This window comes from Aliiglaciecola sp. (assembly GCF_039982535.1).
Taxonomy (GTDB): Bacteria; Pseudomonadota; Gammaproteobacteria; order Enterobacterales; family Alteromonadaceae; genus Aliiglaciecola.
The window spans coordinates 1-24229 of the sequence record NZ_JBDWYG010000033.1 but is presented as its reverse complement, the minus strand read 5'-3'; the positions used below and the strand labels follow the sequence as shown (position 1 = coordinate 24229).

16 protein-coding genes are annotated in these 24229 nt (G+C 38.1%); 9 read left to right on the top strand and 7 right to left on the bottom strand.

The features are described from left to right. The first annotated feature begins 3 nt into the window (after window positions 1–3). Window positions 4–1623: a hypothetical protein gene (locus ABJV04_RS07365; protein WP_348490737.1), complete on the top strand. Its 1620-nt coding sequence runs from the start codon at window positions 4–6 to the stop codon at window positions 1621–1623. Between the two features lie 556 nt (window positions 1624–2179). Here ABJV04_RS07365 and ABJV04_RS07360 read toward each other — a convergent pair. Next, the gene (locus ABJV04_RS07360; RefSeq protein WP_348490736.1) at window positions 2180–3271 is read right to left on the bottom strand and encodes an XrtA/PEP-CTERM system-associated ATPase; all 1092 of its coding nucleotides are present in this window, start codon (window positions 3269–3271) and stop codon (window positions 2180–2182) included. Between the two features lie 202 nt (window positions 3272–3473). Between ABJV04_RS07360 and ABJV04_RS07355 the strand changes: the two genes are divergently transcribed. After that, window positions 3474–4316, top strand: coding sequence for a mechanosensitive ion channel domain-containing protein (locus ABJV04_RS07355; RefSeq protein WP_348490735.1), 843 nt, complete (start codon window positions 3474–3476; stop codon window positions 4314–4316). Window positions 4317–4364: 48 nt separating this feature from the next. Here ABJV04_RS07355 and hldE read toward each other — a convergent pair whose 3' ends face one another. Both hldE and ABJV04_RS07345 read right to left on the bottom strand, forming a co-directional pair. Further along, on the bottom strand, window positions 4365–5792 hold the full coding sequence (gene hldE / locus ABJV04_RS07350) for a bifunctional D-glycero-beta-D-manno-heptose-7-phosphate kinase/D-glycero-beta-D-manno-heptose 1-phosphate adenylyltransferase HldE (protein WP_348490733.1): 1428 nt from the start codon (window positions 5790–5792) through the stop codon (window positions 4365–4367). A gap of 65 nt (window positions 5793–5857) precedes the next feature. Beyond that, window positions 5858–6508, bottom strand: coding sequence for a hemolysin III family protein (locus ABJV04_RS07345; protein ID WP_348490731.1), 651 nt, complete (start codon window positions 6506–6508; stop codon window positions 5858–5860). 85 nt (window positions 6509–6593) lie between these two features. Here ABJV04_RS07345 and ABJV04_RS07340 point away from each other — a divergent pair, with 85 nt between their 5' ends. Continuing rightward, window positions 6594–6938, top strand: coding sequence for a GIY-YIG nuclease family protein (locus ABJV04_RS07340; RefSeq protein ID WP_348490729.1), 345 nt, complete (start codon window positions 6594–6596; stop codon window positions 6936–6938). 34 nt (window positions 6939–6972) lie between these two features. On the opposite strand, the gene ABJV04_RS07335 is transcribed toward ABJV04_RS07340, so the two are convergent. Next, window positions 6973–7875 carry a DUF350 domain-containing protein gene (locus ABJV04_RS07335; protein ID WP_348490727.1) on the bottom strand — a complete coding sequence of 301 codons (903 nt, stop codon included), beginning with the start codon at window positions 7873–7875 and terminating at the stop codon, window positions 6973–6975. A gap of 177 nt (window positions 7876–8052) precedes the next feature. Between ABJV04_RS07335 and glnE the strand changes: the two genes are divergently transcribed. Then, window positions 8053–10929 carry a bifunctional [glutamate--ammonia ligase]-adenylyl-L-tyrosine phosphorylase/[glutamate--ammonia-ligase] adenylyltransferase gene (gene glnE / locus ABJV04_RS07330; RefSeq protein WP_348490726.1) on the top strand — a complete coding sequence of 959 codons (2877 nt, stop codon included), beginning with the start codon at window positions 8053–8055 and terminating at the stop codon, window positions 10927–10929. Between the two features lie 52 nt (window positions 10930–10981). Here glnE and ABJV04_RS07325 read toward each other — a convergent pair whose 3' ends face one another. From ABJV04_RS07325 to ABJV04_RS07315, 3 genes are all read right to left on the bottom strand, one after another. Then, a complete protein-coding gene (locus tag ABJV04_RS07325; RefSeq protein ID WP_348490724.1) occupies window positions 10982–11593 on the bottom strand; it encodes a TcpQ domain-containing protein in 612 nt (203 codons plus the stop codon). A 29-nt stretch (window positions 11594–11622) separates the two neighbouring features. After that, on the bottom strand, window positions 11623–12555 hold the full coding sequence (lpxL, locus tag ABJV04_RS07320) for an LpxL/LpxP family Kdo(2)-lipid IV(A) lauroyl/palmitoleoyl acyltransferase (RefSeq protein WP_348490722.1): 933 nt from the start codon (window positions 12553–12555) through the stop codon (window positions 11623–11625). Between the two features lie 155 nt (window positions 12556–12710). Continuing rightward, a complete protein-coding gene (locus tag ABJV04_RS07315; protein WP_348490720.1) occupies window positions 12711–14237 on the bottom strand; it encodes a M20/M25/M40 family metallo-hydrolase in 1527 nt (508 codons plus the stop codon). A gap of 334 nt (window positions 14238–14571) precedes the next feature. Between ABJV04_RS07315 and ABJV04_RS07310 the strand changes: the two genes are divergently transcribed. The 5 genes from ABJV04_RS07310 to ABJV04_RS07290 all read left to right on the top strand — a co-directional run bounded on the left by ABJV04_RS07310 (window position 14572) and on the right by ABJV04_RS07290 (window position 24091). Beyond that, on the top strand, window positions 14572–18141 hold the full coding sequence (locus ABJV04_RS07310; RefSeq protein ID WP_348490719.1) for a response regulator: 3570 nt from the start codon (window positions 14572–14574) through the stop codon (window positions 18139–18141). Between the two features lie 1673 nt (window positions 18142–19814). Beyond that, complete coding sequence (locus ABJV04_RS07305) at window positions 19815–20669, top strand: hypothetical protein (protein WP_348490717.1); 855 nt, start codon at window positions 19815–19817, stop codon at window positions 20667–20669. 127 nt (window positions 20670–20796) lie between these two features. Further along, window positions 20797–22149, top strand: coding sequence for a hypothetical protein (locus ABJV04_RS07300; RefSeq protein ID WP_348490715.1), 1353 nt, complete (start codon window positions 20797–20799; stop codon window positions 22147–22149). Between the two features lie 29 nt (window positions 22150–22178). Continuing rightward, window positions 22179–23351, top strand: coding sequence for an AAA family ATPase (locus ABJV04_RS07295; protein WP_348490713.1), 1173 nt, complete (start codon window positions 22179–22181; stop codon window positions 23349–23351). Beyond that, window positions 23348–24091: an HNH endonuclease gene (locus tag ABJV04_RS07290; RefSeq protein ID WP_348490712.1), complete on the top strand. Its 744-nt coding sequence runs from the start codon at window positions 23348–23350 to the stop codon at window positions 24089–24091. Before ABJV04_RS07295 ends, ABJV04_RS07290 begins: the two co-directional genes overlap by 4 nt. Window positions 24092–24229 lie beyond the last annotated feature (138 nt).

Genomic DNA, 24229 nt, shown 5'->3' with positions numbered 1-24229 from the left:
ATTTTGAGACTAGTTTATGTTTTTGCATCCGGAACGCTAATACTTTCATCATTAGCAAATGCCGAACTCAAATTTAATTCTGATGTTACTTCTTCGTACGTGAGACACTCATCTGACTCAGAAGCCTTCAGTCGACGGGATTCTGATATATTCACCTTTGAACCCTCTTTGGGGGCGACTTACGAAGCCAACAAAATTCAAGGGGCAGCTACGGTTCGATATCTGCAAGTCAGTAACAATGCAAGCAGCGACTCGACAGATTTAAACCTAGATCAAAATTACAACTTCACTAGTTTCAATTACAACGGCAGACTCACAGCTATTGATAACGTGCTTTCGTTTACGGCAAGAGGATCACAGTCGTATCGCAACACTATCGCAGGAAACGCACTAGTAAACGATGAATTATATGGTAGTCAGGAGCTTTCAAAGACACAAACCAACTCGGCAGGATTTAACTTTAGTTTGTCCCAAGGAGACTGGGTGAGAATGGCCGTAGAAGGCAGTTATTCTAAGGTTAAAAGTGATAGACAGGTTTTTTTAGATAGTGATTTAGACACTAGTAATACTTCAGTCACTTCGCAAATTTACTCAGGTGATGAAGTTAAACGTGTTAACTGGAATATATCCGGTACGTATAATGAAACTTTAGGTTCAGGCTTTAATGATTCTAGGTCGGAGCTATATAGTGGAGACTTTCGTATAGGCTTAATAAATGAATTCAGCTTAGTTTTTACTGGGCAAAATGAAAGAAATGAATTGAGCAGTGAAAGTGGAGGTTCTGACGTAAGCAGTGATTTTAATTATACCAGTTATGGAGTGGGGTTGTCGTGGTATCAGTCTGCTCAACGCTTTATAGATGTAACTTACAATCGCTCTACTGAAAATGAAGATGAATCAGAAAACTTTTTAGGTTTGAAATTTGATTGGCGTTTTACCTCTCGTACATCAATAGCTGGTGAATATGGCAGACGTTTTTATGGGGAGAGTGGAAACTTAAATCTAACTCATAAAATTAGAAAATTTCAAACACAAGTAACATACGAAGAAAACATTACTAACTATACTCGTTTAGTTGCGGGAGATACAGTCACAGGTTCGTTTGTATGCCCTATTGGTGCTGACCAAATTCTTCAATGTTTCCAACCCGCAACCATAGATTATGTTCTGCAGCCAGGCGAAGAGTTTTCTAACTTTAATTTTATCATTCCTGATATTACAGAGTCCGACATAATAAGAAAAAGCTTATCTACCAATATTGGATACAGTTTTCGGAAAGTACAAAGTAGCCTAACGTATAGAAATACAAATACAGAATACATTGATGGCTCAAGAGAACAAAAAACACAAACAATATCCCTAGATTCAAGTTTACAAATAAATCGAAAAACCAGCCTCAGCGGCTCTATTATAATTACGAGTTATGATAATACCGTAGACGATGATAGATTAAGTGCTGACAATGATGACGTTTTTACAGCAACACTTAATTACACTAGGAAGCTAAATCGCGATCTTAACGCGACAATAGGCTATCAACATACCACTCGTCGTTCTCCTGTAGAAAATAGAGATTACGACTCCGACCGTATCACCTTCGAAGTAGTTTATACATTATTTTAAATGGCAGTTTCGTTGATTTGATTCTGCAGGTTTAAAATGAAAACATTTAAAGATGGATGCTCACACAGCTTGCAGATTTATATTTGAGTGAAGAGATAGCAATAGGGATAAGAACCAAAATTAGCAGCTAATAGCCATTGGTTATGCATTAGCTTTTAACACGGAAAAATTGTTAGCAAATTATATGTTAGTTAACAAACCTTTCTGAATTAGACCAGCTTTAAATAACCTTAGCACTATCCAAAATCCAACTTAGAATAGATATAGCAATTAACACGGTAAATATTTCTCTATTATATTTGCCGTGAAAATAGGCTTTTCTTCTATTCCTGAATTGCTCATGAAATCTGCTTTCGCTACTACCTGAACTTTTTAACGGTCTCATAACTCCCCCTTAAACTCCGGTAAAATATATACTCTTGTGCTATTAGAGATCTATACACACAATTAGTTCATTTTTCAACCAATTAATTTAACTGTTATTTCTAACTTACTCTTAGTTTCAACTAATTTGTTAATTAATTCAATTAATTAGTGTTAATTTAAGGTCTAGTTTTTAATCATCAGATTTTAGGCGAACATAGGTTTTATATTTTTTCTTTAATAAATTGTCTATATAGCGAGTTAACTTTATTTTATGGCTAATAGCGTCGTCTAATGCATCCGTTAATTCATTCAGCATGGTTTTGTAATATTGCACATCTTTAACCCTGCCATCGGGTGTCAATTCTGACATGACATCTGCACCACCGTCGGTTTGCGGCTCAGTAGTATTAACCTTAGGTTGAGGTTGTCCCGCTGCGGGCAAAGGCGTTGCACCTGTCCCCTCCTCTGGTCGAAACATTTCATCTGCTACTTCAGCTGTAACAGTATCAACCGCGCTTTCATCTAATAACGTTAACTCTTCTAAAAAACCGTACAGCAGAATGCGATCCATTAGAGTATTGATTCGTCGTGGCACACCATTAGTAAATTGGTAGATTTTGTCGAACGCACCATCTGCGAATAACGACTCATTTTCCAAGCCAGCATGCTTTAAACGATATTCGATATATTCTCTGCACTCACCTTCGTTTAAAGGTGCCAGGTGACATGAGGCTACTATACGCTGGCGAAACTGCTCCATATTGGGAGCGCGTAATATTGGCTGAAGTTCTTCCTGACCAAGTAAAAAGCTCTGTAATAGTGGTTTACCTTGCTGCTGAAAGTTCGAAAGCATGCGCAACTCTTCAATGGTTTCTAAAGGTAAGTTTTGTGCCTCGTCCACAATTAATAACGCCCGTTTGCCCAATTTATGCAAATCAAACAGGTACGCTTCCAAGTCTTTAAGAATATCAGCCTTGGTTTTGTTTAGGGTGCCGACTTCGAATTTGCTGGCAACCATTTTGACCAATTCATCTGGAGATAACTTTGGCGTAACAATTTGCGCTGCCACAATATCATCTTCAATGTTATCGAGAAGGCTATTAGCGATTGTCGTTTTACCTGTGCCAATATCTCCGGTAATTACGATAAATCCTTCTGCTTGCGACAAGCCGTACTGAAGGTAAGACATCGCTCTTTTATGCCATTTACTAGCAAAAAAGAAGCTCGGGTCTGGTGTCAGTTGGAAAGGCTTTGACGTGAGTCCATAATAATTTTCATACATAGTGCAAAATTACCTGAGATACTGATTATATTTGAGGTGAGTAGCTTAGCGGGGTGCGCTGCAAGTCGCAAATTTTTTATACAAATTGACTAGATTTCTGAGTGTGCTTAGGCCAATTTCAATATATGAAAATAAAACTTAAGCGTTTGTTCATAAATTTTGCCATACTTTTGATTCATTAAAATATCAAACGGTACAGAAAATGGACGAAACTATACAAAATGGCTCAGATACGATTGATATGATCACTGAGACAGGAATAGAGTTATCGATGACCTACGGACCAAAGCTCATACTAGCCTTGGTGGTATTAGTTGTCGGTTTTTGGGTCATTGGCATCATTTTAAAAGGAATTGATAGAGCATTAGCTGGCGCTAAAGTTGATGAAACATTAAATAAGTTTTTACACAGCATAATAAGTGTCACTCTTAAATTAATGTTGATAATAGTATTTGCATCCATGATAGGAGTGGAAACAGCATCATTAATCGCCATGCTTGGCGCAGCTGGTCTAGCTATAGGGCTTGCGCTTCAAGGCAGCTTAGCTAATTTCGCTGGCGGGGTGCTGATATTATTATTTAAACCTTTTAAGTCTGGGGATGTGATTGAAGCTCAGGGTTATTTAGGAACAGTTAAAGAGATACAAATTTTTAATACTATTATGCTGACTTTGGATAATAGAAGAGTGGTTATCCCTAATTCATTGCTGTCTAATGGTTGCGTTACAAACTTGTTTTGTGAAGAAAATCGCCGTGTAGATGTCACTTTTGGGATCAGCTACGATGATGATATTGGCAAAGTAAAACAGATATTAAAAGATGTAATAAGCTCGGACGAACGTATTTTAACTGATCCAGAAATGGAGATTTATGTATCTGCACATGCTGATAGCTCGATAAATATTTTGACCCGTTGTTGGGTTAAAAGTGAAGATTATTGGCCTGTACATTTCGGATTACATGAAAAAGTGAAATACGCGTTTGATGAGAACGATATCACCATTCCTTTCCCACAAAGGGACGTGCATTTATTCCAAGCCAAATAAAATAATGAGTGCGATTTAAACCTACACTAACAATTTACGGATACTTAACTAAGTATCCGTAGATTTTACAATGGTATTAATAATACTTGTTGTCGATACACCATCTTCAAAATTAAGCACTTTCACTTCCCCACCGTTGGCAATAACTTGTTTACCACCAGCAATTTCAGAAACCTTATAGTCGCCTCCTTTAACGAGTACATCAGGTAACAATTCACTAATCAATCGCTCCGGAGTATCTTCATTAAACTCAACCACCCAATATACCGATGCTAAGCCAGCTAAAACTGACATGCGACGATTAACATTGTTTACTGGTCTACCTGAGCCTTTTAACGCGCGAACAGATTCATCGGAGTTTACGGCAACAATTAACTTATCACCGAGTGATGCTGCGTTTTCTAAATATGAAACATGACCTGCATGGAGAATATCAAAGCAGCCATTGGTCATAACGATTTTATCGCCTCCCCGTTTAGCGCTTTGAACGGCAATAGAAAGCTGTTGTTGTGTCATTACGCCTCGACCATAATGCTCAACTTTCTCCACGGCTTGACGTAATTCTGAGCTACTCACTGTGGATGTTCCTAACTTACCAACAACAATACTAGCTGCGGTATTGGCTAGAAAACTTGCTTCTGAAAAACTACAACCTGCAGCAATCGCTACTGACAAAGTTGAAATGACAGTATCGCCGGCGCCAGTAACGTCATACACTTCCTTCGCTTTAGCGGGGAAGTGAGTTTCATCTTGAGCGGATTGCAGTAACGTCATGCCATTTTCTGAACGTGTCAGTAAAAATGCATCTAAGTCCAGGTTAGTGATCAATTGCTGAGCTTTTTCCACTAACACACTTTCATCATTACACGGGCCCACTATAGCTTCGAACTCCCCCATGTTGGGTGTTAATAAGGTTGCTCCAGAATACTTTTTGAAATCATCCCCTTTAGGATCAACAACCACTGGAACATTATGCTTTTTAGCCAGCTCTATGAGGTTTTTTACGTCGCTCAATGCTCCTTTGGCATAATCGGATAAGATAACAAGGTCTGCGTTTTCAAGGTGCTGAATAAAACGTTCTTGTAATGGGGTTTTATCGACTTGTGCAAAGTTCTTTTCAAAATCCAGACGAATTAACTGTTGGTTTCGGCTTAAAACGCGAAGTTTGGTAATAGTATCAAATTCAGATATTTGGCAAAAATCACACAGAACCCCCAATGAGTTCAACGAGCGCTGCAAAATCTGTGCTGACTCATCCTGTCCTGTCATTCCTAGCAATGTCACCTTTGCCCCCAACGCGGCCACATTCATTGCAACGTTTGCAGCTCCGCCAGGTCTATCTTCGATATCGCGTATTGCCACTACAGGCACTGGCGCTTCTGGTGAAATCCGTCCTGTAGGACCAGTCCAATATCGGTCGAGCATGACATCGCCCACGACTAGGATGCGACATTGTGAAAAATCAGGTAACAGCATAAACCTATTCCGTACTTAAAATGAATTACCTGAATTATACTGAAGTTAGACGGAAATGCTTTAATCTAAATAACAAAATAGTAAATTGCGAAATAATGACAAGCACAACCCGCGATGACAAATAGATGCCAAATCGCATGGGTAAACGCTAAGTGTTTTTTAACATAGAAAATCACCCCAATACTAAAAAACAGACCACCAGCAACCAACAACAATAAACCGTAGGCAGGCAAACTCTGATATAACGGGTAAATTAAAATAATCGACAACCAGCCCATTACCAAATAGGTGATCACAGACACTCTAGGGAACCGGTGGCGTACAAAACACTTAAAAACCACCCCAAATATTGCGATTGCCCAGATAACGCTTAAAGACACCCAACCGATCCAGCCACCAATGCTCACTGCCAAAATAGGCGTGTAAGTGCCCGCTATCAGTAAATAGATGGCACTATGATCTAACAACTTAAAAAATTGTTTAGCGTGAGAACCTCTCACCCAATGATAAATGGTGGAAGACAAAAACATAATGGTTAAACTAGCGCCATAAACAGCAGTTGAAGTGATAGATGTAACTGTGTCACTTCGTAAGACAAGATATACTAGGCCAATCACAGCGAAAATTAAGCCAAGACCGTGACTGACGACATTCATGACTTCTTCTTCAACGGAATAAGCCTGATTGGAAGTATTAACTTGTTGGACGGGTTTCACTTTAGATTCTGCACAAAATTAATGGGTATTTAAGTCTACCCACTGAGCGTACACTTGTACACTGAAAAAGCTAAATAGGGGTTATATGGCTGACACAAAATGGTTTATTTACGTTCTCGAAAACCGCCTAGGAATGACCTATTGTGGAATTTGTACTGATTTAGCACGACGCTTTTATGAACATGCTAGCAACTCAAAACGTTGTGCTAAAGCACTTAGAGGAAAAGGTCCCCTAAAATTGAAATTTGCTGCAATAATGGAAGATCAGTCATCGGCTCTAAAATCCGAATATTGGTTCAAGAAACAAACGAAAGCGACAAAGTTAAAGATTATCCAAGGTCAGCAAAACCTCCCCACAAACCCCATAAAAATTGAGCCAACCCAACTTAATAACCTACAACTAGAAGTAACTGATAGAATCGCAAAATAGTCCAATCAGAAAACGTAATATTGCTTCTATGGAATTAAGTAAATAAGCCACTAACAATTAACGCAATACCTACACTAAGCACCATTTCAATGCTAGCTACACCAATATTATGCTGCTGCTCTACCTCTTGGGCTAAATTTAATCCGGCTAAAATGATCTTCTTAGCCACTATCACCAAAACAAGCAACATTAAAGTCAATCCCATTCCCACAATGAGCCAACCAGTTAAATTACTGACATAACCTTGAGGGCTATAAATTAAAAGACTGCTGCTAGCAGAAACCACTATTGCCGTGGCAAGTAAATTTCCTGAATGTTGAATAGCAACTGCCAATTGGCCCTTGGCAATGGTTTGTTGGAATGTATTACTTTGGCTTAACGCTAAAAAGCGCCGTTCATAAATTCTTGTTCTCAATAATAAAATGGCTTGGGTGACAATAAACCCTGATATGACGGCGAATAATGCATTCAAATCAGTACCTATGACCCACAACATAACATTGCTGACTATCAGAGCGGTAGAAACGGAACTGGCAGCGTCAACTATGGCAACGCTGGTGTTACGATCTTTAATCATCGCTTCTTTGTTAATGCGATTTAGAATAATCTTGTCGTGTAATATCCGGCCAATTTTTATCAAAAAGATACCAACTAAACCGTATAACAACATACTCATTGCGGCTTCTTCAAAGCCATTAGTATCGGAACTTGCTGCCGCTGCTGATAATACAAGACAAAGCGCTAACATACGTCCAGCAACACTGATGCCAAAAGCGATATTATCCTGAGACCCCAATTCTTCCGTTGTACTAACCGACGCCATTCGCCCTGACATTAAACGCAATGCAAATAGCAAACAAATGGCAATGCAAATATCAATGCCAAGGTAAAACCAAGTTTCAGGTAACAACGGCACCAAATTCACCAAATCTTGCATAAATAAGCCTTCCAAACTTCAGGTATTCTAAAGTTAATATTAACAGTTAAACGCTAAAAACAAATTAAAAGTTCAGATTTAACAACGAATTGATTTAACCTATTGATTGTACCGACACATGATATAGCATTGTTGTTTAAGATCACGCAAGACGACTCAAATTTGGTTAATATCACTATGAATACTTCTTTTTCAATACTCAATAAAACTGCTGATAAATACTGGCTGCAATTATCTGAAATCTCATCAGTGGAAACCCAACCAGAAGGGATCAAAACCCAATTAAAACAGCTATTAGGATTGAGTGACTTCATACGTGATACCTTACTATCAGATCCGTTAAAACTCCCTGCTTTGCTAGATACCCTAGAAAATCCAACACAAACAATTAATTACCAAGCAGAGTTAAGTGCGCAACTTGAGAAAGTTTCAACAGAGGCTGAGTTGTTGGATTGTTTGCGGATATTTCGGAAACAACATATGGTCGCTATCGCAGCACTGGACTTATTAAACTTACAATCAATTGAGCACTCGTTAATACACACTTCTGAATTAGCTGATGCACTTATAAATGGTGCCTACTTTTGGCTTTATGAAAACCTGTGTCAACGTTACGGTACGCCTATGGGTGAGTTCGGCCCCCAACCTCTGTTAATTTTAGGCATGGGCAAACTTGGCGGTAAAGAACTTAACTTTTCTTCTGATATCGACCTGATTTTTTGCTACCCAAGCAAAGGTGAAATCGTAAACGGTAAAAAAACCTTAGAGCATCAACAATTTTTCAGCCGCCTGGCACAACGCCTGATCCACGCTTTACATCATACAAATCAACAAGGTCAGGTGTTCCGTGTTGATATGAGACTGCGCCCTTTAGGTGAAAGTGGTCCACTGGTCATGCATATGGCCGCCTTTGAAGATTATTATCAAGAACAAGGTCGTGAGTGGGAACGTTATGCCATGGTAAAAGCACGTATTCTGAATGACCATTCTGAATATGCCGAAGAGTTACATAACATACTCAAGCCATTTATATATCGTCGTTACTTAGATTACAGTGCTATCGACTCCCTCAGAGAAATGAAATCCTTAATTAACCAAGAAGTCAGACGCCGAGGTTTAACCAATAATATAAAGCTAGGGTCAGGTGGGATCCGTGAAGTGGAATTCATTGCACAGAGCTTTCAATTAATAAAAGGTGGACGAGAGCCACGTTTACAATTTCCCAGTATACTCTATACCCTTGAACAACTGACCGAGTTAGATTTACTGCCTGAGGACGAATACGTACACCTTCGACAAAGCTATTTGTTCTTACGAAAGGTAGAGCATTGCTTACAACAATTTGCAGATAAACAAACCCAAGTATTACCAGATACGCCGTTAGATCAAGAACGCTTAGCTAAAGTCATGAATTGTGAAGACTATTCTTTGTTGCAACAACAGTTGAATGAACATAGCGCGTGGATCAATCAACAGTTTCAAATGTTAATCGGCGATAATCCGAATGAAAGTGAGACCCAAGAAACCACTCATATCAGTGCCTTTGTAGATGCTTGGAAATTAGATCTAACACCTCAAGAAATTTCCGACCTATTTGCTCAACTAGCCTCTAATGAAACCGCTGAATTGCTCGCCAAACACATCATTGAACTAAAAAGTCAGGTCGTTAAAAAACACCCATCGCCAAAAGCAATAGTGGCGTTGAACACACTAGTCCCGCAGTTGTTAGCCAATATTATCTCGTTAAATCAAACCAACTTGGACGGCAGCGAATTATCAATATTGCTAGAACGAATTGCGCATATTCTGTTGACCGTGATAAGAAGGACAACCTACCTACAGTTACTCGTTGAAAACCAGGGCGCTCAACACCAACTTGTAAGGTTATGTCACGCCAGTCCATGGATAGCAGAACAGATAGCCAAGTATCCCATTTTGTTAGATGAATTGCTCAATCCCGTATTGCTCTATCATCCTACAGAGTTAAACGATTATCCAGATGAATTACGTCAATCATTATTGCGTGTTGAGCCTGATGATCTTGAGCTACAAATGGAAACCCTCAGACAGTTTAAACAAATTCAGCAACTTAAAATTGCGGCTGCAGATGTTACCGGTGTTTTACCGATAATGAAAGTTAGTGATCACCTAACGTTTTTGGCCGAAGCAATTATCCGTGAAGTGGTGAATATGGCTTGGGATCAAATGAAGGAAAAATACGGTATTCCTGAAGGCAGTTCTGAGCAAGACAAAAAATTTGCCGTTATCGGCTACGGAAAACTAGGCGGAATAGAGCTCGGTTATGGTTCAGATCTAGATTTAGTATTTGTCCACGAATGTGATTCACAAACCATGACAAATGGAAAAAAATCCATTGAAGCAAACCAGTTTTATACCAAACTTGCGCAACGTATTATGCATTTATTTATGACCAAAACCCCATCAGGTCAATTGTATGAAATAGATATGCGCTTGCGCCCCTCGGGCAACGCGGGTCTATTAGTATGCCATGTAAATGGTTTTGAACAATATCAATTACAAGAAGCTTGGACCTGGGAGCATCAAGCTCTAGTGCGTGCAAGAGTGGTTATTGGAAGTCCAGATTTCACCCAACGCATTGAGGCCATCAGACGGGATATTTTGTGCCGCTCCAGAGATATCAATACCCTACAACAAGATGTTGCAAACATGCGGCAAAAAATGCGTGATCATTTAAACAAAGGAAACGAAAACTGGTTAGATGTTAAGCAAGATGCTGGGGCAATGGCGGATATAGAGTTTTTAGTGCAGTTTTGGGTCCTGAAAAATGCGCAACATTTTCCTAAGATGGTAGATTGGTCAGATAATATTCGACTACTAGAACAGTTGTGTGTTGCTAACTGCATTAGTGCTGATGATAAGGCTCAACTAACAGAGGCTTATTTAGATTACCGTAACCGCTCACACCGATTAACCCTATTAGAAAAAGACAATTTAGTTGATAAAAGTCAGTATTCAGAGCACCAAAAAAACGTAAAAGCGATTTGGGACGCAACCTTTAATCAGCCCACTTAATTGCTGGTTTAGGTTAACAGTTTAAACCGTAAAGCCTATTTGTATGAGATGGTTACTCAAGTAAATAACAATTCTTACGAACATAGTCATTGATTTCTTGAGTGACAATCATTGAACGTTGTTTAGGACAAATATAGGCTTTCACTTCACCCTCGAAACTGCCATTCACTGCACTGGCGATTTCTGCCACAGAACCTGTAATGGTATCGTCCAATTGAAACTGACTTTTGATAATAAAGTCTTTATCCAACTCCCATAATACTTGCATCCCCTCTGATTGGGCATAATTTGTGATAGCTTCTCGAAGCGTACTACCCGCGCGGAAGCTCCGATACTTATGCTCTCCTACCCATCTAGAATTAATATTACTTTGAATACTTACCATTTTCCGCAAACGTTGCTCTAATGGCTCTTTGGGAGGGTTAACAGGTAGAACAAAATCACCGATGTCGTCTTCAAAGGGTTTGGAAGATGACATTCTATACGCAGCATAGAAATCCGTCATACCCTGAGATACACTTTTTTGTTCCGATTGCCCCTCAGGCTTTGGGCTCGACATATTAAAACGTTGCAGGTTTAAGACGATGGCCGCAATAATAATCAACGCTATGGCTAAGCCAATGTGCTTCGCCCAAAATAAAAAGTTAGATGTTCTTTTGCTCATTTTAAGAGCCTCATTTCGCAATTGAATGGTTAATCATAAAGTGAAGGTTCATCCTCATTAGGACGAGTTTTGAACCTCTTATGCATCCAAAGATATTGCTCAGGAGCGATATTAACTAACTCTTCAATTTTTTGATTTATTCTAGCTATATCTTGTTTATCGTCTCCAGACGGAAAATGATTAAGACCTGGTACAAATTTAACTTTGTAACCGTCTTGAGTGCGCACTGAAACAATAAACACCATCTCACTATTAGAGTTCTTAGCAAACAACATGGTTCCTTTAGTTGAAGCCACTTCTTGTACTGCAAAAAAAGGTACAAATTCACTAAATTGACGCCCATAGTCTTGATCCGGTAAATAAAAACACACTTCCTTTTGATTTAATGCCTTGATTAACCCTTTAGCATTGCGTTTATGGATCATGTACTTATTAGAACGAGCTCTACCGTGATACTGCATGTATTCCATCAACGCATTATTATGTTTGCGATAAAATGCCACTGATGGATTTTTTAGACCTGCAATTCGACAGCCAAGTTCCAAATTCATATTATGAATGGCTAAACCAAAAACCCCTTTGCCTTTATCTAATATCGCTTGAACGTGTTCATAACCCTCAATTTCTGAATGACGTCTAACCCGCCAATCTGGCCACCACCAGCCCATGCTAGACTCAAGAACAGCCATTCCAGCATACTCAATATTTTTTGCTAATAACGCTTCCCGCTGGGCTTCAGTTTTTTCAGGAAAACACAGTTCTAGGTTACGCTTGGCAACAGCAACACGCTTCTTACCGAATACTTTTAATAAAAAGCTGAGGCCTTTACCGATAACTAACTGCAATCGGTAAGGTAGCCATGAAATGCTATAAAGTAGACCGACACTCAACCAAACAGGCCAATATTGAGGCAATAAGAAAGACATTTTAAATGGTGGGGCTTTAACCCGAGCGTTTGACAAGCGTTAACCTCTAATAAGAAATTTTCGCTATTGTAATTAACAAACGACACAGTTGCCAATAATGTCACTGTAAAAGTGCGTTAAACCTAAAGTCAAACTCGCTAAATGAATTAAAGAAAATGAGCAATGAGGTGACTTTATCACCTCAATAAATGCTAGAAAGTTGAGTTTAATAAAGACAATGAGATATGAATACCTTGGCGAATATTACCGATACGAATATTTTCATTTGGGCTGTGTTGGTTATTGTCCATATTCACCATAGGTACAATAACCGTTGGAATATTCAAAGCATTGATTATCGGTACAATTGGCACTGTACCGCCCATCATCCGAATAACAACAGGTTCCTCCCCTAGCCCATTAGCTAGGCTTGCTCGTACTTGTAGTCCAAAATGCGATTCAGGATCCGTTCGAAATGCACTTAAGCCATTTGACCCGTTGAATTTAACGATATGTTTATATTGACGGCGCTCAGCGTCACTAGGTTCCTTGTCAATGACGTAATAGCTTAATCCTTCGATGTGTTTTTTAATTTTACCTAATTGCACTTTGGCACTTGTTTCAGGCACTAACCGAATATCTAGGTTTGCAGTAGCAAATTCTGGAATAACCGTTTTAAGGCCCTCTCCTTTCCATGATGTACCGATTTGACGTACATTTAATGACGGATATTGCAAAGCTTGTTGATAGTTTGCACCTACTTTTTCAGCAGAATGTATGCCTAACTGACGATTAACTTCTTCACTTTTAAATGGGACAGAGTCGAGTAGTTTTTGTGTTTTTGGATTAAATGAAATTCCTTCATAATAATCTTCAATCAACACCCTGCCCTGTTCATCTTTCATCGAAGATAAAATATTAGCTAAGCCAAACACCGGATTAGGAGAAAAATTGCCAAAATGTCCGCTATGTTGCGGTGATTTAGCACCAAATGTAGTGATACTTGCACTGACTATACCTCTACATCCAAAAGTGACCGTTGGTTTGTTGGAATCATGGGCAGGCCCATCCATCACAATAAAATAGTCTGCCTTATAACGCTGTTTGTATTTAGTTAAGGTTGACTTCAACCCCGCAGATCCATATTCCTCCTCAGGATCGAAAATCACTTTAACGTTTATTTTAGGTTGCTCCCCTCTCAGCCTAAGGGTTTTAAGTGCGGTTATAAACATTGTTATAGGGGCTTTATCATCCGCAGCAGCCCGTGCAAAAATACGCCACTCATCATCAATTTTATCATCTAGCTTTTGCCAATCGATTGTATGCCATTCTCCGTTAGCATCTTTTTCTTTTAACTCAGGAATAAATGGATCAGCTTGTTCCCAAGCTTTTGGATATACAGGTTGTCCATCAATATGGAAGTAAAACAAGATAGTTTTATAATTCGGATCAAAAACCTTTTCGGCCATCAGAATTGGCAAAGAATCGCTTTCTAACAATGTCGTTTGGAAGTCCAAGGTTTTGTATTGATTTTCTGCCCAGTGGATATTTTCAAGCATTTGTTCGGTATTCGCAGGTAAATTGGGAATACTGACCAGTTCTTTATGCAATAAAATTGTTTCCTTGAAGTTTTTATCAACTAAAACATCAAACTCGCTTTTCGCAACTACCGTCATTGATATACAAACAAGGAGTAGGCTTAAAAATTGGGTAAAGTTTCCACTGGCTTTAGTTGTCATTTTGATCCTTTTTGCTATCTGACTGTATTGAGATGCACTTATTTGACGCAATCCGACCTTTTTTTCAACTTATTTAACTAAATTTAGGTGGATTGCAAAGTTTCTGTTTTTTTAAGGCAAACTTTAAGCCAATATGCTTGCTGTAATTCGATTTGCCATAGTTCGGTGTTTTCAATAAATTAGCAGATCTAAGTACTAATGCAGTTTGAGCTAAACATGTTTCCGCTTTTAGCTTATTTAGTGGTTTACGGAAGTTATAAAATTGACCGTATAAAAAGAGTTATTTATCTATACTTATAAGAGGTAGAGAACTCTATTATTAGGATATTTGATCGTGGCAAAACAAGACAATTGGAACCAGGCTGTTGCTCAATCCTTATATGAGCAAAGTTCCATCGCAATGATAGTTTGTGATTTAGAAGGTAAGATCGCAAACTCAAACCATGCTGCTGGGCAACTATTCGATGTTGATACCCCCTCGTTAATAGGAAAACAGGTTTGCGATCTCTTCACCTTAAATCATAGCAAATCTATCTTTGATGAGTTTTTTGAACAAACAGCTAACACTCGCCTGCCCAGGGTTCATACAGAATTAAATGCGGGTGAGCCAATCGCTATTTCCACACCCACGTTTGCCATCCATTATGTCACTGCTGTAATCGATCAATTACCAAAAGAGCAATTTGAAGGATGGATCATCTCTTTTAGTCCAGCTAAAAAGTTAGTATCGGCACAAACCGTTGTCAACAATTTATTAGCTAGGTACGAGGTAGCCAAACAATCTGGTATTGGCGTTTGGCAATATGACTTCTCATCGCAGAAAGTTATATGGGACGAACAGATGTGCCGCTTGTATGGTGTGAATGCAGAGCATTACTCTACCGATTTGCAAGATTGGTTTTCATTTATTCATCCCGAAGATCGTGAAATGGCAATCAACGAATTTCAGCAAGCAGATGCCTTAAATTGCAAATACGAAGCCGAGTTTAGGATCAAAACATCTTCGGGTAGTAACAAATACATCCAAAGTTTTGGGCAAGTTATTCAAACAGCTGATAATAACGCCTTGAAGTTTACCGGCATCAATATTGACTTAACGGAACAATATGAAACACAGCAAAAGTTATTAGAAAGTAAAGCGGAAAACGAATTTCTAGCGACTATTGTTCAAGAAGCTGAAAATGCAATCATGGTGTGCAACGCTAATATGATTATTGAGTGGGTAAATCCCGCTTTTGTTAAATTAAGTGGATACTCACTGGAAGAAATTAAAGGTCAATCACCAAGGAACTTTCTTTTTGGTCCTAAGACAGACACCTCAACAGTACAGGAAATCAAACTAGCGATTGCAGAAGGTAAAAGTTATAGCTATGAGTTGATTCATTACAATAAGCAAAAACAGACGGTTTGGTTACGTGCAAATATAAAACCCATAAAGGAAAATAATGCCGTTGAACGAATTATTGTTGTTGCCACAGATATTTCAAAACCCAAACAACAAGAGCTAGAGTTAGTAAATTACAGCAATATGCAGGAAGCTATTTTAAATAGCGCAAACCTAATTGTTATGTCCACAGACTTAACTGGCCACATTATTACTTACAATAGTTTTGCAGAGAAAACGTTGGAGTACGATCGTCAAGAAGTAGTGGGCCGGTTGAGACCAGAGTTATTTTTCACTCCAGAAGCTTTGAATGACCACGCTAAGCAGCTCAGTAAAAAAATAGGTACCCTTATTCCTCCAGGTATAGAGTCTATAACCTACTCAGCCAGACAGGGTATTGCTGATGAATATGAAACTCAATTTGTAAACAAAAATGGCAAGACAATTCCAATCCAGTTAGCGGTAACGGCGGTGATGAATGCAGATAAAGACGTTGAAGGATTTTTGCTAATTGGACGTGATATTTCTGAATTTAAGCATATTGAAGAGGAAAAAGAACGAAGCGCGTCGTTATTAAGGGCGACTGGAAGAGTTGCTAAGTTGGGTGCTTGGGAAGTAAATATGAGCACTAACGATGTATATTGGTCTGATGAGGTTTACCGTATCCACGAGCTTCCTATTGGTAGCAAAGTTGATGTCGAAAATGCAATTAACTTTTACCTACCTGAACATCGACAAAAAGTTAAAGATGCATTAAGCGAAGCGACCATAAATAATATTCCATTCAATTTCCAGTTGCCATTTGTCACAGCAAAAAACAATAAAATATGGGTTAAATCATTTGGCTTTAGAGAACATAACCAAAATGGGGATGTGATACTGCGTGGCGCTTTCCAAGACATAACGGAGCTTAAAGAGGCTGAAGAAAAGGCTAAAGTTGCCAGTCAGGCCAAAAGTGATTTCTTAGCAAACATGAGCCATGAGATTCGAACACCGATAAACGGCATTATTGGAATGAATGATCTATTGCTAAATACGCCTTTGTCGGAACAACAGCTGAAGTATGCAGAGCTTGCGCAAAACAGCGGACACATTTTACTGACCTTGATTAATGATATTTTAGATTTTTCAAAGATTGAAGCTGGCAAATTAGAAATTGAAGTTATTGAGTTTGATTTACATGAGATGCTAAATAAATTTGTTGAAAGCTTCTCCATCCGAGCTCAAGAAAAACAGTTAGAACTTATATTTTCTATGCACCCGAATGTACCAAGATGGATTCAAGGTGATCCTGGAAGAATAAGACAAATACTGACCAATCTTACAAGTAACGCTATCAAATTTACCCAAAAAGGCGAAATAGTCATTAAAGTAAACTTGCTTAGCGAAAACAAACTAATATTTTGTGTCGTCGATTCTGGAATTGGAATTTCACAAGAGAAGCAACAGCAGTTATTCCATAAGTTTAGCCAAGTAGATGCATCTACCACCCGTAAATTTGGTGGTACAGGTTTAGGCTTATCCATCGCCAAAGAACTTGTTGAATTATTATCTGGAGAAATAGGCGTTAACAGCGAATGGCAAAAAGGTTCCGAGTTTTGGTTTACCCTCGAGTTTGAGCCCGCTAAAAATGATCACAGCGACCAAAATTACGACTTATCTTGTGCTAATTTAGCCAACCTGAGTGTATTGGTAGTAGACGATAATCAAACCAATAGAGAAGTTTTATCATCTATTCTAGTTTCTGAAAATATAACAGTGATGCAAGCGAAGAATTCTCCTGAAGCGTTAAAGTTACTGCGTAAACACTGTGAAATGAAAAACAATATAGATATTGCAATTATCGATGCTGATATGCCAGGCATAAATGGTATGGAATTAGGAAAAGCAATCAAGAGTGACGAAAGATTCGCATATTTAAATATGATTTTGATGACATCAGTTGCAAAGCGGGGAGATGCTCAGAAATTCAAAAGTATTGGTTTTGATGCGTTTTTCCATAAACCCATTAAAAACGACGATTTATTCTCGGCAATAAGCCAAATAGCTAATCATAAAAGTGAAAAAGAACAAAAATCGCACCAAGACTATGAGCTTATAACACGCCACAATGCCAGTCATAATTTAATTGGAAAGCCACGCATATTGTTAGTTGAGGACAATCAAATTAATCAGACTGTAGCCAATGAAATGCTTAATAATTTAGAGTGTATAACAGAAGTAGCAAATAACGGATTAGAGGCTATAGAACATCTAACGCGCGCATCCACAGCCTTTGATATTGTTTTGATGGACTGCCAAATGCCCGTTATGGATGGTTATGAAGCCAGCAGAATAATTCGCGCTCATAAAGGGGGTAAGTTTGATCCAAATATTCCAATTATTGCATTAACGGCAAATGCGATGAAGGGGGATAAAGAGAGATGTTTAGATGCTGGAATGGATGGCTACCTTAGTAAACCCATAGTTATTGAAGAATTAAAACAGGGTTTGCTTCAGTGGCACAATAAACTACATTAAATCTTAGAGTTTAAACACGCTACAAATAAAAAAGGTGTGTCTAATAAATTAGACACACCTTAGAAATTTTGAGAATCCCTCTCAGCTATCCTTCGCTATTAAACCATCCCGGTCAACATCCATATACACCCCTTTCCTTCTAATCTCGCTCATCCTTAAGTGAGTCACTCTCCCTGAGTGAGTCCCTTTCCATGAATCCTTAAATAACTGTACATCCTTACTTACAGTATTTCTCTTCCTTAAGATTGTCCCTGTTCTTCCTTAACTATCCCTGTGTATGTTGTCCTTTACTTAATGTTCACCTTGAACATTTACTTTCATCCATTGAAAGTGTCCCTTTGGCTATCCTTAAGTCTTCCTGACCCGTCGTATTTCCCTGTGACGAGATATAAGATAAAGGAATTAAAAGTTTGTACCAGTACCCCGAGCACGCTTTTTTTGTAAGCCATTATACTAAAGTCTACATTATGAAAATTAATTCAATATATTCATATAGTTAAATAAATGGTAAGCATTACTCTAGGGGTTTATTCCGCTTAAGACTTACAGTCATGTACGAGATATCGCACAAATAAAATAGCTTTAATCTTACCCCTCAATTTAGGGCTAATTAGTTTAAGGAGGAGTAATGTGGCAATCGTCACTCGAAACGAGAATCTCGTTCAAGAATTAACTACTCTTCAAGTTTACTTACTCTTGAAAGCCAATATGTAGTCTGGCAACAAACTACAGGTTATCTTCTCTAATTCTCTCACGTAAAGCTTTTTTGTTTACGGGGATAGTACATATTCAGCTGAAAGTTGAGTGACAGCCATTTGCAGTCGTTGTGCATAAGCTCTCTGACTGTCAGCTTTGAGCCTAAAAGCGGTCGGTCGTAGAGTGTCGCTGAAGCGGAGTGCAACAACTTTTGATATTTCATCTCGCATCCATTGGACTTATTGCTCCAGATTTATGCTTACCTAAAGCGTGAGTGTAAATTTGCGTAGTTTTTACATCATCATGCCCTAGTAATTCTTGCACTGCTTTCTTTAGGGCCTTTCGACCCCCTGTTTGATGAAGGTGATGAGGGCATACATAAAAATCAAGGCACACAAGGCTTGATTTTAAGTGGTTGGCGAGACTTTTAACGCTATAGCAAGTTGTGATAAAAACTGATCAACCTCTAATTCACCAATATCTTTAGGATCACGCTTACCGTTGAAATAAATAGCCTAATCCAATGAAGGTAAGCCTTTTCAGTTTTTATGCTATACCTTTTGGTCCGTAAAATAATTCGAATAGATTCTATAAAAAGGTGACTTTGACATAATATTACCCACTGCAAATACAACTGCATTTATATACAGTAATAATACATATTCTAAATTAATGCTAAGATTGCTTCCTATTATGTAAATTCTTCAAGTCTCACTTTGCTTTTCATAAAATCGATAAGTTAATAATTTAACTATGGAAAATATTCTTCACATAGTTTTTAATAGGAAGCATAAAAGTCGCGTTAAAGTCAGGTCTCCTTTTGCTTTTTGGATCTCTTATTATTTTGAGGGAATGAAGGTAGTAAATACTTAATTAAATCAAAAGGTAAGAGCCGTAATTGACAGCAATTAAAAACAAAACGAGCAATTGCATATACGACATGCTCGATAATAAGCGTTAGCAGTTTAAGGATAGCTATGAGTAAACGGAAAAATGAGAGAAGTTTGATTCCTCTAGTATCAGTTATTGGGCTTGTAAGTGCTCCGCTAATTTTCATACTTGGAATGGTGGCAGGTAGCCAAATTCAATTATCCTCATTTCTAACTGCTGACTCATTATCGTCATGGGTATCTGCTTTAGCTACTGTTGCTATAGCTGTTTTAACATTCATCTTAGCTAAAGAAACTTGGTACTTAAGGGAAGCCCAAATAGAGCAAGTTAATTCCCTTAGAAAAGAAAATATTCGACCTAGTGTTGCAGTAACTCTTAAAAATAGTGATATATCATTTAATTTGATGATGATTAATGTGAGCAACCTAGGAAAAGGCATTGCTCGAAATGTAAATTTCAAGTTTATCGATAAAAACGGAGCTCAAATTCGCGAAGGTGAAAATGTAATCGTAGATCATTTTTTAAAGCTTCATATATTTTCTAACGGCATGCACTCGCTAGGAATTAGTCAAAAAGTAAATAGCTTTTTGTTTAATCTTTTTGAGCTAAAAGGAAAACTAGAAGGTGATGATATTTTCACTCCATTTTTCGAAGTAGTTGTTTCTTATACCGATGTTGAAGGTAATAACTATTCCAATGAGTTAACCATTGATTTTGCAGAATTAAAAGGAATTACAGAAATTGGAGGCGGCGATCCTCTGCATAAAATGGCTGAAGATTTAAAGAAGCTCAGAGAACAATTTGAAAGAATGACTAACTCTTCATCTAAAAAATTACACGTTAATACTTACACATCTAAAGACCGTGAGGCTCAGCGTAAAGCAGATGAAGCGAAGATTGCGGAATATAACAAGCAACAGGAAAGTTGTAAAAACTGCTAACAAGTTGCTCAAGCAGGACTCGTAACAGTTGGCTCAGTTCCGCTTCGCTACACATTTTAACCAATTATTACTCGCCTCTTAGCAAGGCGTTAAACCCTAATTAACTAAATTGGAACTGTAGTAGAACATGGAAAAAAAAGTTGAATTGGCAAATAGCATTTCTAGCCTAGTCGCAAAAGCTAGCATTGCTGTAGGGGCGGTAATAGTATTAATCTACTGCACGAGCATTGGCTTTTACCCCAAAAACATTCAAATTGGTGACGGACTATTTTTTATTTGGTCGACACTTGTGTTTGGCTTCGTATGTACTTTAGCTAATTTCGTTTTCACGTCAGTGGGTTATACGCTCTACACGCCTTTGTATCTATTTTTAAAGAAATTTGCTCCGTTACCCAAGATTAATGATTTCAAGGGGTATTCCTCCATTTACATTTTTGGTTCATTTGTAATTTTAATTACCTTGATAGCTTTTTTTATTAGCGACATAGAGTTTAGCTGGAAACAGATAGACTTTATGTTAGTTGTTTCTTGGTGTGCTGCTTTATTAATGAATGGCTTTATACTTTCTGCTTTGCTTGAGGAAAGAGATGAAGCACCTAAAAAGCTATTCTATGTTGTCACCTTCTTAATGTTGTTCATTGTTCCTTTTGTAGTCATAAAGGGTTTTTTCAAGAATTCAGTCAGCGCATCAATGAAGTATTTGGGTATTAGAGAAACAGCAGTAACAGCCTATGTGGATCATAAATACAGAGATATAGTTTCTGATGCTATAAACAAGATTGATTCAAAAAAACATGTAATTATTCCGGTCGGCAACGAATTCATCCGTCTGGATAATGTAAACATACTATTTCAAGGGGTTGGCGAATTTAGTTACCTGCAAATATCATACGGAGAAAAAAGTACAATTTTTAACTTGCCTTCCGAGTCAGTTATTGTGAAAAAAGATTCGAAAAAAGCAGAGTTCTCTGATTTATCTAAGGATATATTGTCACTACATTCAACGTTGTTGGATGAACTTAAAGTAGGGTTTAACCCCGACTCCATGGTCTTTACATTCAATCACTCTTATGGATTGTATGGGGTTGGCGAGTATAAGGTATCTGAACGGTTCAATGCTGTATTGGAAGGAACCTTTAAAGAAATATTGCCAACATTAATAAAGAATGATGAACTCATTGAATCTATTGAAATTATTGGTTCCGCAAGTAGAGAATGGAAAAACTCGGAAGATGATGTTGACGCATATAAAAACAACATTTTACTTTCTACCAATCGAGCAATTGCAGTTTCCAATGTCCTGTATGAGAGTGAATACCTTATTAAATATGGAGGTTGGTTAAATAAAAAAGTGGTAGCAAAGGGCATGTCATCTTCTGCTACTACTACGAATAATGAATTGGGAAGAAATATTTCAATTAAAGTAAATACAAGGCTTAACAAGTCAAGTAACGCGGACGGCACAAGCGCCAAAAAATAGCGATACTCCACTTAATTTAGGAAATAGACATGAAGGTGAAATCAATTGAAATTAGAGGGATAGGCGGCATAGAAATCCTAGATATTGATTTCAATGAAAGTATGAATTTTATTTGTGGACCAAATGGGATTGGGAAAACAACTTTGCTTGAATGCGTTGCGCATTTATTTTCTTTTAACAGATCCAACATACTTAAAAGAAACGTATCTTCGGAAAATGGTAGTGTTAAGTCTATTGTTGAAATCGACGGGGTGGATACGCCATCAAATATTTCCGTAGTAGACTTCGATCCTAATAAGCCTTCAACAATGAGAGGTCTGCTAGATCATTCTCCGAAACTTATTTCCCTAAAAGTCACTAGAACCTTTGGGTATCAGTCTTTAGATGCTGTACGAAAAGATGCTATTAAAAATAGAGACACTTCGTACCAAGAGGCGATGAATGGCGTTGATGTCAATGAAGTTAAGAACTGGTTCGTTAATAGGTATTTGTATTCGGCGCACGAAGATACTTTGACAGAGCAGCAACTAAACAATTTGGAACTGGCTAAGATAAGCTTTTCACTTTTAAATGACGACTTTTCATTTAGTAAAGTTTTGGCGTCTTCTAACGAGATTATGATTCATACTCCTAATGGTGAAATATATTATGAGTATTTGTCTTCTGGTTTCAAATCTTGCCTATCAATTATATTCGGGATAATTAAGGAAATTGAATTAAGGTTTAAGGAGCCTTGCATTAATGCTAAAGACTTTGATGGTGTAATCCTAATCGATGAGCTTGAGCTTCATCTGCACCCTGAGTGGCAAGGGAAAATTGCGGAAATTTTATTAAGTGTTTTTCCCAAAGCTCAATTCATAACCTCAACTCACAGCCCCCACATACTTCAAGGTGCCAAACCAACAGAAATTATCGCTTTAGCTACAGACAATGGGAAAGTTTTTCGAAAAGATCTATCACAGACTAAATATGGCTACCAAGGCTGGACTGTTGAAGAAATTTTAGTTGATGTTATGGGTATGTCAGATACTCGCACAGATAGCTACTACGAACTTATGTCAGAATTTGAATCAGCAATAGACAACGATGACTATGATAGATCACAAAGGGCTTTTCAAGAGATTGAACTTTTACTTCATCCTGAAAACCATCTCAGAAAGCTACTAAAGTTCCAATTGGCAGCGGTAAAGGGTAATTCATGATCAAGTTAGAAAGATCCCCAAAGCCTAAGTTTCTCACCTCCGAAAAAGTAAAAGAGCTAATTGAAGAGTTCAAAAAATCTGGTTCGAGTGTGTGGAACGCTGACCCAATAAAAAAACAGCTTCTTACTTCAAGTTATGGTAAATGTTCTTATTGCGAATGTGACTTAACCGAAGAAAGTAAATATATGGAAGTTGAACACTTTGAGGACAAAAAACATAATCCAGATAAAGTGGTTGAGTGGGAAAATCTACTGCCATCATGTAAGAAGTGCAATGGCTCTAAGAGCACTCACAATGTTATTTCTGACCCGATATTAAATCCTTACCTGCAAGACCCAAGAGAACATTTAGCTATCAGGCTATTTCGTATGAGAGGATTAACTCAAATTGGACGAGATAGTATTGATGTGGTCGGACTAAATAACCAAGAAAGACTTGTTCTGAAGCGATTTGAAATCGGAAGCCAAGCTGCCGATTCAATCGAAGTCGCTTGGGAAAGGTATCGTACTTTTAAGTCTAATGAACGAACTCAGTCTAAAAATCGGCTGATTAGCCTTTTAGAGGGTATTCTTTTAGAGTGTCAACCTAGCGCAATCTATGCCGCTACGACTGCAACCGTTGTGTTGACTGATTCTAATTTTCTTGCGCTTATAGATACCATGAAGATTGATGGCTTATGGAGCGAAGATTTAGAAGACTTACATACAATCGCACAGAGCTTGGCACTCAGATGCGCTTAACACATATGAGCCTCAGGTTAGTCAATAGGTATTAGTGTGCTTTTGATCTTTCTTTCAGATCAATCCAAATCTCTGAGCTAAGCGGTTTACTTCATCTGTCTTTGTGACTATTAGGCAATCGCCTACAGCAAACACATA

Excerpts from the sequence above, each read along its gene's own strand:
- ABJV04_RS07315 (WP_348490720.1), bottom strand. The coding sequence starts at position 14,237 with ATGACAACTAAAGCCAGTGGAAACTTTACCCAATTTTTAAGCCTACTC.
- ABJV04_RS07355 (WP_348490735.1), top strand. The coding sequence starts at position 3,474 with ATGGACGAAACTATACAAAATGGCTCAGATACGATTGATATGATCACT.
- ABJV04_RS07360 (WP_348490736.1), bottom strand. The coding sequence starts at position 3,271 with ATGTATGAAAATTATTATGGACTCACGTCAAAGCCTTTCCAACTGACA.
- ABJV04_RS07290 (WP_348490712.1), top strand. The coding sequence starts at position 23,348 with ATGATCAAGTTAGAAAGATCCCCAAAGCCTAAGTTTCTCACCTCCGAA.
- hldE (WP_348490733.1), bottom strand. The coding sequence starts at position 5,792 with ATGCTGTTACCTGATTTTTCACAATGTCGCATCCTAGTCGTGGGCGAT.
- ABJV04_RS07295 (WP_348490713.1), top strand. The coding sequence starts at position 22,179 with ATGAAGGTGAAATCAATTGAAATTAGAGGGATAGGCGGCATAGAAATC.
- ABJV04_RS07335 (WP_348490727.1), bottom strand. The coding sequence starts at position 7,875 with ATGCAAGATTTGGTGAATTTGGTGCCGTTGTTACCTGAAACTTGGTTT.
- ABJV04_RS07325 (WP_348490724.1), bottom strand. The coding sequence starts at position 11,593 with ATGAGCAAAAGAACATCTAACTTTTTATTTTGGGCGAAGCACATTGGC.
- ABJV04_RS07340 (WP_348490729.1), top strand. The coding sequence starts at position 6,594 with ATGGCTGACACAAAATGGTTTATTTACGTTCTCGAAAACCGCCTAGGA.
- ABJV04_RS07305 (WP_348490717.1), top strand. The coding sequence starts at position 19,815 with ATGAGTAAACGGAAAAATGAGAGAAGTTTGATTCCTCTAGTATCAGTT.
- ABJV04_RS07300 (WP_348490715.1), top strand. The coding sequence starts at position 20,797 with ATGGAAAAAAAAGTTGAATTGGCAAATAGCATTTCTAGCCTAGTCGCA.
- glnE (WP_348490726.1), top strand. The coding sequence starts at position 8,053 with ATGAATACTTCTTTTTCAATACTCAATAAAACTGCTGATAAATACTGG.